Below are 13,226 nucleotides of genomic sequence, written 5' to 3'. Positions count from 1 at the left end.
CAATTACCAATATAAATTATTGCTTTATTTACTACTTATAACATTTTAAAAGTAGCAAATAGAACACTCTATGTAACTCGTAAAATTATGCTTTTATTTTGAGATTTAATCAAATCGATGAAATTAATTTATGGCTTTTACCACTGCTTTTGGGGCTTCTTTTCGAGTGCCATCGAAACCATCAATACCGCCTACTGTGGTGTATTTCATTACGTATTTTTTATCAGGATAAATAATTTTAAAAGCACTTTGACACATTAAAGTTGCTTCGTGAAAACCGCATAAAATCAATTTTAATTTCCCAGGATAGGTATTTACATCGCCAATGGCATAAATTCCTGGAATATTTGTTTGATAATCTAAGGCATTATTTACTTTGATGGCATTTTTTTCAATTTCTAAGCCCCAATTTCCGATAGGTCCTAATTTAGGTGACAAGCCAAAAAGAGGAATAAAATGGTCGCATTTTAGCGTATATTCTTCTTGATTTTTTTGAGAAACTACCACGCCTTCCACATGATTTCCCCCAACAATTCCTTTAATTTCTGCAGGTGTTATTAGGTTGATTTTTCCTGCATTTTTCAATTCTTGTACTTTTTCTACGGAATCTAAAGCGCCACGAAATTCATTTCTTCGGTGAACTAAAGTAACCGATTTTGCAATGTCGGTTAAAAAAATTGACCAGTCTAAAGCAGAGTCGCCTCCACCTGCAATTACAACGTCTTTATTACGATATAATTCAGGTTCTTTAATCATGTATTCCAAGCCCTTATCTTCAAAATCAGCGATGTTTGGAATCGGTGGTTTTCTTGGTTCAAAACTCCCTAAACCTCCTGCAATTGCTACTACGGGCGCTTGGTGTTTTGTTCCTTTATTGGTGGTTACAATAAAACTTCCGTCTTCTTGTTTTTCGATAGTTTCAGCACGTTCTCCTAAGGTAAATCCTGGTTCAAATTGCTTGATTTGTTCCATTAATTTATGAGTTAAATCGCCCGCTAAAATCTCTGGATATGCAGGAATATCATAAATTGGTTTCTTTGGATAAATCTCTGAACATTGCCCACCTTGTTGTGGTAATGCGTCAATTAAATGACAGCGTAATTTTAATAATCCTGCTTCAAAAACAGTAAATAATCCCGTTGGTCCTGCTCCTATTATTAAGATATCTGTTGTAATCATTTTTAATTGTTTTAAACCTCACAGGTTTTAAAAACCTGTGAGGTTTTATTTTTTTTGGTATTTTTTTACTTTTTTCTCTGATATTTATTCTACTAAACTTCTTGTAAATAAATTTAGTGTTCTTACTTTTTGCTCAAAATCGCCTTTCAGCGTTTTTCTGTATTTGTTTAAATTTTGTACCAAATCATCAATATTTTCAGGAATTACCTCCTCTAAAAACTGTCGTAATCTTTTAGCAGTTGTAGGTGATTTTCCGTTGGTAGAAATCGCAATTTTTACGTTTCCTTTGGTTACGATTCCACCCATATAGAAATCACAATACGGCGGATTATCCGCCACATTTACTAAAATTTCTTGTGCTTTACAATCTTTATAAACTTGAATATTTATAGCCACTTTATCGGTCGTTGCGATGACAATATTTTTATTTACCAAGTATTTTTTATGATACACAGCTGTTATCATTTTAACCGAAAACTTATTTGCTAAAGCCATCGTTTCTTCTCTAAAAAAAGGCGCAACTAGCAGCACTTTTGAATTTGGGCTTGATTTTAACAAAAAAGATAATTTTTCAAGCGCCACAAATCCACCACCAACAATTAAGGTTTCTAGTTGATTTGTTTTTAAGAATATTGGATATAAATTATTTCGTTGTTCCGCCATTGTTATGCTATTATTTTCGCCTTTTTTGTATTGTTTTTGATTTTCAATAATTCTTCACAATGTTTTACCACTTCTCCTAACACGATAATTGCAGGATTTTCCAATTGATTTTCAAGCACAATTTGTTCGATAGTATCTACCGTTCCTATACCTATTTTCTCTTCGGATGTGGTGCCATTTTGAATAATTGCGACAGGTAAATCCTGCTTATTTTCTTGTTTAAAAAGACTTACAATTTCTGATAATTTACCCATTCCCATTAAAATGACAACAGTTGCATTTGATTTTGATGCCAACGCAATATCGCTTGATAATTTATGTTCTTTGGTCGTTCCTGTAATGACCCAAAAACTTTCGGCATATCCACGTTTTGTAAGCGGGATATTTTGAGAAGCTGCTACGGCTAATGATGATGAAATCCCTGGAACAACCGCAACTGCTACGTCAAATTTTGCTGCATATTCCATTTCTTCAGCTCCTCTTCCAAAGATAAAAGGGTCGCCACCTTTTAAGCGTACCACATGCCCCTGCGATTTTGCTCTAGCCACAATTAATTCATTAATTTGCTCTTGTTGATAACGATAACATCCTCGGCGTTTTCCTACAAAAATAACCTCAGCTTTCGGGTTTATATAACTTAATAATTCATCATTTACCAAAGCATCGTATAAAACAACATCGGCTATTTTTAATACCTTAATAGCTTTTAAAGTGATTAAATCGACATCGCCTGGCCCTGCTCCGATTACGGTTAATTTTGGTAAATTTCTCATCATCATTATTATTTTTATTAATTTTCTAACGCTAATTTTCTATAAGAATCTACGGCTTTGTAAAACACTTTTGTATTTTCTAAATATTTATTTGCAAATGCTTCTGTTGGCTCATTTTCTTTTATTTGATACACAAAATCAGCAAAAGAAGTTTTTGTTGGCAACGAAATTTTATTTTCATCAATAAAAACGTTATCAAAACTGCTAATAATTCCTGCCTGTGTATTTGTTTTTTCACCTTGGGCAGTTAATAAAGCTTTTGCCGTATTAATAATTGCAGAATACGAATGATAAATACTATCCGACCATTGTTCTTGATTAAAAGCTTGAGTAGCATTTTCAATTTTTTCTTCACTTTCAAATAAAAGTGTTGCAATTAAATCGATAACAACCCCAGCACATTCACCAACTCCAATGGCTTTTACATAGTTTTTATCGTGTCCCCAATCCATAAAATCATCTTCGGATAAATTAGAGGTATCCGACAAATGCTTTAACAAATCATAGAAATACGTTTTTCCTTTTCTATCATAATATGTTAAAAAATCTTCATTTTCGAGTTTATTTTGAATTTTATTATCTTCAAAATCATTTAATAAAATACGCAGCGATTCTGGTCCTCTTTTACTCGGTATTTTTACTAATTTATCAGAAAAACGCCCTTTTCCATTACCAATTACACCACCACCAACTAAAACTTGTAAGGCAGGCGCTAATAAATTTCCAACTTTTACAGACATTCCTTGAAAACCGATATGTGCCATATTGTGCTGTCCACAGGCATTCATACAACCGCTAATTTTAATCGCCAAGTCTTTGTTGTTTACATACGCAGGATATTCCGATTTTAAAACACGCTCTAATTCAGAAGCAATACCTGTACTGCTCGAAATTCCTAAATTACAAGTATCAGTTCCTGGGCAAGCCGTGATATCGTTTAAGCTATTATATCCCGCTTCGGTAAAGCCTAATTTTTCTAATTCAATATAAAAGAAAGGCAATGTTTCTTGACGAATATGACGAATTAAAATATTCTGACGCAAGGTAAAACGCAGTTCATTTGCACCGTATTTTTTAATCAAATCAGCTAACAAACGAGCTTTATCGGTATAAAAATCACCTAAATGAACTTTTACTCCAATAGCAAATAAACCTGATTGCTTCTGCTGTATAACATTTGACTGTTTCCATTTATTATAGCTTTCTTTATCTTTGATTTTTACCAAAGGAATTTCAGCAGTTTCAAATTTTATTTCCTGCTCAAAATCAGTTGTATCAATTGGATAATTTGTGTATGAAAATGCTTTTTGTTCTTCTTTAACTAAATCTAAAAAAGCAGGAACGCCAACTTCTTTTATTAAAAATTTCAAACGAGCTTTTGCTCTTTTTGCACGTTCACCGTATCTGTCAAAAACACGTAAAACGCCTTCAATAGTAGGGATTAATAAATCTGCTGGTAAAAATTCATAAATAACATCGGCATGTCGAGGCTGTGAACCCAATCCCCCGCCTAATAAAACTTTGAATCCTTTTTCAGGTTTTCCGTCTATTATTTTTGATTTGGCGATAAATCCTAAATCGTGCATAAAACTTAAAGCCGTATCATCATCCGTAGCTGAAAACGACATTTTAAATTTTCGTCCCATTTCTTGACAAATTGGGTTTCTTAAGAAAAATTTAAACGTAGCATCGGCATAGGGCGACACATCAAAAGGTTCATTTACATCAATTCCTGCGGTTTCTGATGCGGTTATATTTCGAACCGCGTTTCCACAAGCTTCTCGTAAAGTAATGTCATCTTTTTCTAATTGCGCCCATAATTCTGGCGTTCTATCTAAACTCACATGATGAATTTGGATATCCTGACGCGTTGTAATATGCAAACGCCCACGAGAATATTCGTCAGAAACATCGGCAATTCGATGTAATTGTTCACTAGAAACTTTTCCGTAAGGCAATTTTATACGAATCATTTGCACGCCTAATTGACGTTGCCCATAAACTCCTCGTGCTAATCGTAAACTACGAAAACGTTCTTCATCAATTTTACCTTCTTTAAAAAGTTCTATTTTTCTTGCTAATTCTAGAATATCTTTTTCTACAATTGGGTTTTCTATTTCGGTTCTAAAACTTTGCATAATTTTATTAGGTATCCGCTTTTAAAAGCGTTTTATTTTGATATAATTTGATTACTCTATAAAGCCAACTCCTGCGGTATTATTGGTTTTCGGATCGATTAAAATAAACGAACCTGTTGCTTTATTTTTACTATAACTATCAAAAAACAACGGTTTATTTACTTTTAAAGAAACTTCGCCAATTGCATTTAAAACCAATTCTGATGGGTTTTCTTCTTTCCCCGAAAAATCGGTTTTTATAATTGATGTTAAAGCCGTAATTTTTGCCTGCACTTCATTTACGCCATGTTTTATAATGTATTTTGAAGATGCTTGTAAAGGCGTTTTATCCATCCAACAAATAGTAGCGTTTAATTGTTTTGCAACCGTTGGTTCTTCATTTTCTTTGACCAACATATCGCCTCGGCTGATATTAATATTATCCTCTAAAGTGATGGTTATTGAACTTCCTTGCGTTGCTTTTTGATATTCTTTATCAAAAAAATGAATGCTTTTTATTTTAGATTTTGTTTCAGAAGGTAATACCATTATGGTATCGCCAACGGCTAAATCGCCACCATAAATTTTACCTGCGTATCCTCTAAAATCGTGATATTGTTCGGTTTTAGGTCTGATAACCGTTTGCACAGGAAAACGTGTTTGCGAAGCTTGAGAAACATCTTCAAATTCTAAGGTTTCTAAATGATTTAACAAGGTTTCTCCTTTATACCAAGGCATTTTTGTTGATGATTTAACTACATTATCGCCTTTTAATGCCGAAATAGGAATAAAGGTTATTTGTTGATTTTCATAGCCACTTTTACTTGCTAAATCTTGAATTTCTTTTTTGATTTCATTAAATTTATCTTCTGAAAAATCAACCAAATCCATTTTATTAACTGCAATTACCACGTCTTTTACTCGTAATAAGGTATTGATAAAAAAATGACGGTACGTTTGTTCAACTACGCCATTTCGAGCATCAATTAAAACGATAGAAGCTTGTGAATTAGACGCTCCTGTAACCATATTTCGAGTATATTCAATATGTCCAGGCGTATCGGCAATAATAAAACTGGTTGTTGGTGTTGAAAAATAAATATGTGCAACATCAATGGTAATTCCTTGTTCACGTTCAGCTACTAAACCATCAGTTGCTAATGAAAAATCTAAATAATCAAAACCTCTTTGTTTACTTTTTGCTTCAATTGCCTCCAATTTATCGTCTGTTAATGATTTTGTATCATATAAAATACGACCAATTAAAGTACTTTTACCATCATCGACACTTCCTGCTGTTGCTATTTTTAATACGTTCATTTTTGTATGCTATTTGTTTTTACTAATTTCAATTAAAAACTTGAAAACAATTAAAAACCGAGTTTGTATTGTTTAATTATTATTTTTTCAGATAAATTTTAAATCTTCTTAAAAATAACCTTGTTGTTTGCGCTTTTCCATTGCCGCTTCTGAGCGTTTATCATCAATTCTAGCCCCTCTTTCTGAAATGCTTGATTCTTTAATTTCAGCGACCACTTTATCAATACTCACAGCGTCCGACAGCACAGCGGCGGTACAACTCATATCGCCAACAGTACGAAAACGGACCATACGCTCTTGAACAACCTCATCTTCTTCACGATAAACAACAGCATCTTCAACCGACCAAATCATTCCATCACGAACAAATGTTTTTCTTTTATGCGCAAAATAAATCGAAGGAATTTCAATCGCTTCTTTTTGGATATAACTCCAAACATCTAACTCTGTCCAATTTGAAATAGGAAAAACACGCACATTCTGCCCTAAATCAATTCTTCCATTTAAAATATCAAATAACTCAGGACGCTGATTTTTTTCATCCCATTGCCCAAAATCATCTCTTACCGAAAAAATACGTTCTTTCGCTCTTGCTTTTTCTTCATCTCTACGAGCACCACCGATACAGGCGTCAAAACCGAATTCTTCAATAGCATCTAATAAGGTTTCGGTTTGTAGCATATTTCTACTCGCATATTTACCCGTTTCTTCTTTTACTTTACCGTTATCAATATTATCTTGTACATTTCTTACGATTAATTCCACCCCTAATTCTTTGGCTAAACGGTCTCTAAATTCGATGGTTTCAGGAAAATTATGCCCTGTATCAATGTGCATTAAAGGAAACGGTATTTTCGCTGGATAAAAGGCTTTTTGCGCCAATCGAACCAAGGTAATACTGTCTTTTCCTCCTGAAAATAATAATACAGGTTTTTCAAACTGTGCGACAACTTCTCTAAAAATATAAATAGCTTCGCTTTCTAAAGCGCCTACTTTTATGGTGGTTTCTAAAGTTTTTGAGGCTATTTTTGATACTTTTTTTGATGTTGTAGCTGTTTTTTCTATTACTATAGTGTCCATAATGATACTCTTATTTTTAAATATGTAAACCGCATTCTCTGTTACTCTCTACCTTTGTTGGATCAAAATATTTGAACTCATTTGGTAATTTATGGGTTTCTAAATACCCGTCTAAATCTTCATCCGACCAATGATAAAAAGGGCTCACTTTTAAGATACCATCTTTACTAAAAGATAAAACACCGATACCGTCTCTAAAAGCCGTTTGTCCTTTTCGGAGGTTGGTAAACCATATTTCAGGCTGATGAATTTTCATGGCTCTTTTAAAAGGCTCTAACTTTACTTGTTCGGTAAATTTTACATGATTTTTGTCATCAACCGAAGGAAGTCCCATAGTAACAGTACGATGTGCTACGGTTTGTTTTGGCACATATAAATCAACATTTAATGCTAACCTTTCAATAAGTTCCTCGGCGTGTTTGTAGGTTTGGGGAGTGTTATAACCTGTATCGCACCAAACAACTTTTATATTGGGGCTTTCTTGGGATGTTAGGTGTAAAATAGCTACTTCATAAGGTCTAAAGTTTGTGGTAATAATGGTTTTTTTATCTAAATTAAAAACCCATTGCACAATTTCTTTTGGGCTTAGTTTTGCTAATTCTTTATTTAAAATTTCTAAATTCAATTCGTTTTTTAAGCTCATTATTTTCCCCATTTTATTTTATTCCAAATTCTTTCGTGAAAAAAGTATAATATCATTTTTGTAATTAATTCGATGCTTCCTATCGAAAATGCTAAGGCTAATTCCCCTGTAATTAACCACGATATTAAAACCGTATCAATAGTACCTATTATGCGCCAACTTACCGATTTTGCAAGGCTTCGCAAAGTGTTTTCAGCTCCTTTATTTGGCTTATTATTTTTATTTTCTTTTATTAATTGTTCTAAAATCATTTCAAAATACTATTTCCCTATAGGGTAACTAGGTTTTAAGATTGCAAATGTATTAATTCAAATTAGATAACAAAAAAATTAAGGCTAAATTTTACAAAAACACGGCGTAAACGGTGTTTTTACACTAAATCGGCAAGGGTGTTATTTTTTAATACTTTTAAAGTATTATCTCTAACTTGTATCATTAATTTATGCACACCACAAGCATCTTCATCGGGGCAATCGCTGCATTTTTCATAGTAGTTTAAACTCACACAAGGCAGCATCGCTATTGGTCCTTCAAGGGTTCTAATAACATCGGTCATATTTATATCTGATGCTTTTTTCAACATATAATAACCGCCGCCCTTGCCTTTTTTAGCACCTAAAAAACCTGCTTTTCGAAGGGTGAGCAAAATACTTTCTAAAAATTTATGTGAAATATTTTCACTTTCGGAAATGGTGGCTATTTGCACTTTTATTCCATATTCTTGCCTAGCGATAAATGTTAAGGCTTTTATTCCGTATTTTGTTTTTTTAGAAAGCATGCTACAAAAGTACACTTTTATTTAGTTTTTGTTTCTTTTTATTGTGTTTCTAAAGCCTGTTTTAAATCGTTTATAATATCTATTACATTTTCTAAACCAACAGAACATCGAACTAAACTATCGGTAATTCCTACTTCTATTCTATCATTTATATTTAATTTACTATGTGTTGTTGATGCTGGATGCGTTACAATACTTCTGGTATCGCCTAAATTTGCTGATAAAGAACACATTTTGATGGCGTTTAAAAACTTCCGCCCTGCATTAATACCTCCTTTTATTTCGAAGGCTACAATATTTCCACCGAATCGCATTTGTTTTTTTGCAATTTCATATTTTGGATGCGATTTTAAAAATGGATATTTCACTAAATTTACCTTCGGATGATTCTCTAAAAATTCCGCTACTTTTAAAGCATTTTCACAATGTTTTTCAACACGGATACTTAATGTTTCTAAACTTTTTGATAAAACCCACGCATTAAAAGGTGACATTGCAGGACCTGTATTTCTTGAAAACAGGTGAATTTCTCGAATTAAATCGGCTTTTCCAACAGTTACTCCGCCTAAAACTCTTCCTTGTCCATCAATTAATTTGGTTGCCGAATGAATGACTAAATCGGCACCAAAATCAATAGGATTTTGCAAATAAGGCGTCGCAAAACAATTGTCTATTATCAATAATAAATTATGTTTTTTAGCAATTTTACCAAGCAATTCTAAATCAATAATATCAACCGCTGGGTTTGTTGGCGTTTCGGCATATAAAATTTTAGTATTTGGCTGAATTAAACCTTCAATTTTTTCAAGTTGATTTATATTAAAATAGCTCGTTTGAATATTCCATTTTGGAAAGTATTTAGTAAACAAACTATGTGTTGAACCAAATACAGACCTGCACGAAACAATATGATCTCCCGCATTTAACAACGCTCCAAAAGTCGAAAAAACAGCCGACATTCCTGTAGCAAAAGCATATCCTGCTTCGGCTTTTTCCATCGCTACAATTTTATTAACAAATTCCGTAGTATTAGGGTTTGAAAATCGGCTATATAAATTTTTATCTTTTTCTTCAGCAAAACAAGCACGCATATCTTCTGCATCTTCAAAAACAAAACTAGATGTTAGATATAACGGCGTAGAATGTTCCGAAAATTGTGAACGTTCGGTTTGGTTTCTTATCGCTTGGGTTTCAAATTGATAACTCATGTTTGTTGTTTTTTATCTTTTAATGATTTTTTGCCAAGCGTAAAATATCGCCAAAAACACCTCTTGCGGTTACCTTTGCACCCGCTCCTGCTCCTTGAATAACAATCGGTTTTTCGCCATAAGATTCCGTATAAATTTCAAAAATAACATCCGAACCTTTTAAACTTCCCAAAACAGAATTTGTTGGCACAGAAACTAATTTAACCGTTAAATTTCCTTTTTCTTTAGATAAATCGCCTGATAAATCACCAATATAACGCAATACATGATTGGGTTTTTGCGCTTCTTTTTTCTGCTGAAAAACAGTATTTAAAGCTTTTAAATTCGATAAAAAATCAGCCGAAGAGCTTTCTCTAAATGCTGTCGGAATTAAATTTTCAATGGCAATATCTTCCAATTCATTTTTTAAATCTAACTCACGTGCTAAGATTAATAATTTTCTAGCCACATCATTTCCACATAAATCTTCTCTTGGGTCTGGCTCGGTAAATCCCTTGTCAATTGCTTTTTGAAGTATTTCAGAAAAGGCTACATCATCCGAAGAAAAAGTGTTAAATAAATAACTTAACGACCCCGAAAAAACGCCTCTAATTTTGGTGATATTCTCTCCTGAATCGTGTAATAATTTAATCGTATCAATTAACGGCAAACCTGCACCAACATTGGTTTCATACAAATATGATTTATTATTTTTAGCTAAAGTATCTCTTAATTTTTTATAAAAACTATGCGATACGGTATTGGCTATTTTATTAGAAGAAACCAAATCGAAACCAGCTTTAATTAACGATGTATAATTTTCAATAAATTGATGACTAGCCGTATTGTCAACGGCTATTAAATTTTCTAAATGATGTTCTTTTGCAAAATCGATAATCGTATGTATAGCAGAAATTTCGATGCTATTTTCTAAATAAATTTCCCAATTTTCATCAATTCCTTTTTCATTTAATAGCAATTTTTTAGAACCTGAAATGGCAAAAATATTCAATTGAATTTTATTTCTTTCAAGAATTGAATTGGTATTTTCTATAATTTGATTAATTAAAGTTCCACCCACTAATCCTTTTCCAAAAATGGCAATATTTATTTTTTTAGCAACTCCAAAAACCTGTCCGTGAATAACGTTTAAAGCTTTATGTAATTGCTGTTTTTTAACAACTAAACTCACATTTTTCCCTGAAATTGTGTTGTTAAAAAGCAACGGAACAATTTGATTTTTAATCAACGCATTATACGAATGATGAAATTCACTTAAATCTTGCCCAATAATTGAAATCACCGAAACATCGGCTATAATTGAAATTTGATGTACATCTTTGGTATAAAAATCACTTTCAAATTCTTGCTCTAATGCCTTTATAGCTTCTTCGGATTTACTTTTATCGATCACCAAACCGATGCCTCTTTCCGAAGAACCTTGCGACACAATACTCACACTTATTTCTTTATTACTTAACGCTTTAAAAATACGCGCATCTACGCCAACTTTTCCTAATAAAGCTCTTCCTTCAAAATTTAATAGAGCAACATTATCTAAAACAGCAATCGATTTTATGCCTTTTGAAGTTGTTTTCGATGTAATTAAAGTACCTGAATCGTTGGGTTTAAACGTATTTAAAATCCGAAGATTGATATTTTTTTCCAATAACGGGCTTATTGTTTTTGCATGTAAAATGGTAGCTCCAAAATTGGCTAATTCATTTGCTTCAGAAAAAGAAAGTGTTTCTATTTTTTGAGCATCGGCAACTAAATCGGGGTTTGCGGTAAAAATTCCATCAACATGCGTGTAATTTTGCAATTCATCAGCATTTAAAAAATTCGCCAATAACGATGCTGTATAATTACTTCCATTTCGTCCTAAAGTAGTAGTTTCTCCTTTTAAATTAGACGCTATAAAACCTGTTACAATAGTTACTGTATTGTTATTTTTCTTAAAATATTTTTGTACATTTTCTTTTGATATTTTTATAATTGGCTGTGCATTCCCAAAATTTTCAGCTGTTTTTAATAGCTTTCTGGCATCGGTAATTTTTGCTGATATTCCTTTTTGCGTTAAAAGTTCAGTAACTGTTTTTGCTGATAAAAGCTCTCCTTGTGCTAGAATTTCATCTTTTATTTTTGGGCTAAAATCACCTAATAAAAAAACACCTTCAAAAAGTTTTTCTAAATGTGTAAATTCTGATGAAAAATCAAGCAGTGGCGTTAATTTTAATTGTTCATATTTAAACGTTTCAAATTCTTTTTGATAATTTTCATTTTTAGATGCTTTTTCTAAAATTTCTTCTAATTGATTTGTTGCATTTCCTCTTGCCGAAACAACTACTGCTATTTTTTCTTGATTATTTATTTTTTCTTCAATAATAGAAATCACATTGCTAATTCCGTTATTTGACAACGATTTTCCGCCAAATTTGATTATTTTTATGTTCTTATTTTTTAATTTTGGATTAAAAATTGGGCTGATTATTTTTTCTAATTGCTCGTATTCCATTAAAAAAGCATCGTGTCCGTGTACCGAATTTATTTCATTATACGTTACATTATCGTGTACTAAAGCTAATTCTTTTTGCGTTTCTCTATTTTCTTCGGCGGTAAAAAACAAATCAGAATCAACGCCAATAATATGAATATCGGCTTGAATTTTTTCTAAAACAGCTACTTTATTTTCATTGCTATTTTCGTTGCTATTTTTGGTTACATCAATGGTTTTTAACAACTGATTCATTAATTTATAGGATGCCAATTGATAGCGTTCCTGTAATTTTTCACTGTGATGCAACAACCAACTTTCGACATTAAATATTTCAGAATTTTCCTTTTTTGAGCGATGAAAACGTTCTTTAAAAGATTTTGGCGTTCGGTAACATAACATTGCGTGCATGCGGGCATCATGCACAGGATTTTTTGAATTTACTAAAAATTGTTCTTGAATTTGACAGTTGGCAATTAACCAATCCGTAGCTTTCCAATCGGTAGCTATTGGAATGAATTTTTGAGTTATTTCAGGATTTAAAACCGCCATTTCCCAAGCAATTCCACCGCCTAAAGAACCACCAATTAAAGCAAATAATTGGGTTATTTTCAGTTTTTCTAATCCTTTTAAAAATAGCTTTGCAACATCTCTCGCAATAAAATTCTTATAATTTTCAATTAAAAAACCATCGTAGCCATTTCCTGGAATATTGAAACATAAAACCGTATAATTTGCCGTATTTATGGCTTTATTTTTTCCGATTAAATCTTTCCACCAGCCATTTTTTGAGTTTGCAACATTGCTATTTCCTGTTAATGCATGATTGATTAAAACCATGGGCGCTGTGCCTATTTTTTTACCAAAAACTTCATAACTTAATGGAATTTCAGCAAAAAAAAGTCCATTTTCTGTCGTAAAGTTTACAATATTTATGTGCGATAAATTATTTATTAATTTTGTCAAAACGGTAAATTTTGGATATAAAAACG

Annotated in this window: 11 protein-coding genes; all 11 read right to left on the bottom strand. The window is 32.3% G+C overall.

The window, feature by feature from the left end; all coding sequences use genetic code 11:
• Window positions 1-123: 123 nt before the first annotated feature.
• Complete coding sequence (locus DPIF8902391_RS12140; RefSeq protein ID WP_172505993.1) at window positions 124-1,179, bottom strand: NAD(P)/FAD-dependent oxidoreductase; 1,056 nt, start codon at window positions 1,177-1,179, stop codon at window positions 124-126.
• An 84-nt stretch (window positions 1,180-1,263) separates the two neighbouring features.
• Window positions 1,264-1,842 carry a precorrin-2 dehydrogenase/sirohydrochlorin ferrochelatase family protein gene (locus DPIF8902391_RS12135; RefSeq protein WP_172505992.1) on the bottom strand — a complete coding sequence of 193 codons (579 nt, stop codon included), beginning with the start codon at window positions 1,840-1,842 and terminating at the stop codon, window positions 1,264-1,266.
• A gap of 2 nt (window positions 1,843-1,844) precedes the next feature.
• Entirely contained in the window at window positions 1,845-2,621 is a 777-nt protein-coding gene (gene cobA / locus DPIF8902391_RS12130; protein WP_242037291.1) for a uroporphyrinogen-III C-methyltransferase, read from the bottom strand.
• An 11-nt stretch (window positions 2,622-2,632) separates the two neighbouring features.
• Entirely contained in the window at window positions 2,633-4,753 is a 2,121-nt protein-coding gene (locus DPIF8902391_RS12125; RefSeq protein ID WP_172505991.1) for a HEPN domain-containing protein, read from the bottom strand.
• Between the two features lie 51 nt (window positions 4,754-4,804).
• Complete coding sequence (locus DPIF8902391_RS12120) at window positions 4,805-6,052, bottom strand: sulfate adenylyltransferase subunit 1 (RefSeq protein ID WP_101917508.1); 1,248 nt, start codon at window positions 6,050-6,052, stop codon at window positions 4,805-4,807.
• A 108-nt stretch (window positions 6,053-6,160) separates the two neighbouring features.
• A complete protein-coding gene (gene cysD, locus DPIF8902391_RS12115; protein ID WP_198912945.1) occupies window positions 6,161-7,132 on the bottom strand; it encodes a sulfate adenylyltransferase subunit CysD in 972 nt (323 codons plus the stop codon).
• 16 nt (window positions 7,133-7,148) lie between these two features.
• Window positions 7,149-7,775 (bottom strand): phosphoadenosine phosphosulfate reductase domain-containing protein, encoded by a 627-nt coding sequence (locus DPIF8902391_RS12110; RefSeq protein WP_172505990.1) that lies wholly within the window; start codon window positions 7,773-7,775, stop codon window positions 7,149-7,151.
• On the bottom strand, window positions 7,775-8,026 hold the full coding sequence (locus DPIF8902391_RS12105) for a DUF2061 domain-containing protein (protein WP_058884921.1): 252 nt from the start codon (window positions 8,024-8,026) through the stop codon (window positions 7,775-7,777). The genes DPIF8902391_RS12110 and DPIF8902391_RS12105 overlap by 1 nt, the downstream gene beginning before the upstream one ends.
• Before the next feature lie 119 nt (window positions 8,027-8,145).
• A complete protein-coding gene (locus DPIF8902391_RS12100; RefSeq protein ID WP_058884920.1) occupies window positions 8,146-8,553 on the bottom strand; it encodes an RrF2 family transcriptional regulator in 408 nt (135 codons plus the stop codon).
• Between the two features lie 38 nt (window positions 8,554-8,591).
• Window positions 8,592-9,761 (bottom strand): trans-sulfuration enzyme family protein, encoded by a 1,170-nt coding sequence (locus tag DPIF8902391_RS12095; protein WP_172505989.1) that lies wholly within the window; start codon window positions 9,759-9,761, stop codon window positions 8,592-8,594.
• A 19-nt stretch (window positions 9,762-9,780) separates the two neighbouring features.
• Window positions 9,781-13,200, bottom strand: a complete 3,420-nt coding sequence (gene thrA, locus DPIF8902391_RS12090) for a bifunctional aspartate kinase/homoserine dehydrogenase I (protein WP_172505988.1) — start codon at window positions 13,198-13,200, stop codon at window positions 9,781-9,783.
• Between the last annotated feature and the right edge of the window lie 26 nt (window positions 13,201-13,226).

Origin of the sequence: Tenacibaculum finnmarkense genomovar ulcerans, from assembly GCF_900239495.1 — a bacterium.
Lineage (GTDB): Bacteria > Bacteroidota > Bacteroidia > Flavobacteriales > Flavobacteriaceae > Polaribacter > Polaribacter ulcerans.
The sequence above is the reverse complement of the archived record's forward strand: the minus strand, read 5'-3'. Positions and strand labels throughout refer to the sequence as shown.

Excerpts from the sequence above, each read along its gene's own strand:
- DPIF8902391_RS12135 (WP_172505992.1), bottom strand. The coding sequence starts at position 1,842 with ATGGCGGAACAACGAAATAATTTATATCCAATATTCTTAAAAACAAAT.
- cysD (WP_198912945.1), bottom strand. The coding sequence starts at position 7,132 with ATGGACACTATAGTAATAGAAAAAACAGCTACAACATCAAAAAAAGTA.
- DPIF8902391_RS12095 (WP_172505989.1), bottom strand. The coding sequence starts at position 9,761 with ATGAGTTATCAATTTGAAACCCAAGCGATAAGAAACCAAACCGAACGT.
- DPIF8902391_RS12140 (WP_172505993.1), bottom strand. The coding sequence starts at position 1,179 with ATGATTACAACAGATATCTTAATAATAGGAGCAGGACCAACGGGATTA.
- DPIF8902391_RS12110 (WP_172505990.1), bottom strand. The coding sequence starts at position 7,775 with ATGAGCTTAAAAAACGAATTGAATTTAGAAATTTTAAATAAAGAATTA.
- DPIF8902391_RS12120 (WP_101917508.1), bottom strand. The coding sequence starts at position 6,052 with ATGAACGTATTAAAAATAGCAACAGCAGGAAGTGTCGATGATGGTAAA.
- DPIF8902391_RS12125 (WP_172505991.1), bottom strand. The coding sequence starts at position 4,753 with ATGCAAAGTTTTAGAACCGAAATAGAAAACCCAATTGTAGAAAAAGAT.
- DPIF8902391_RS12100 (WP_058884920.1), bottom strand. The coding sequence starts at position 8,553 with ATGCTTTCTAAAAAAACAAAATACGGAATAAAAGCCTTAACATTTATC.
- DPIF8902391_RS12105 (WP_058884921.1), bottom strand. The coding sequence starts at position 8,026 with ATGATTTTAGAACAATTAATAAAAGAAAATAAAAATAATAAGCCAAAT.
- cobA (WP_242037291.1), bottom strand. The coding sequence starts at position 2,621 with ATGATGATGAGAAATTTACCAAAATTAACCGTAATCGGAGCAGGGCCA.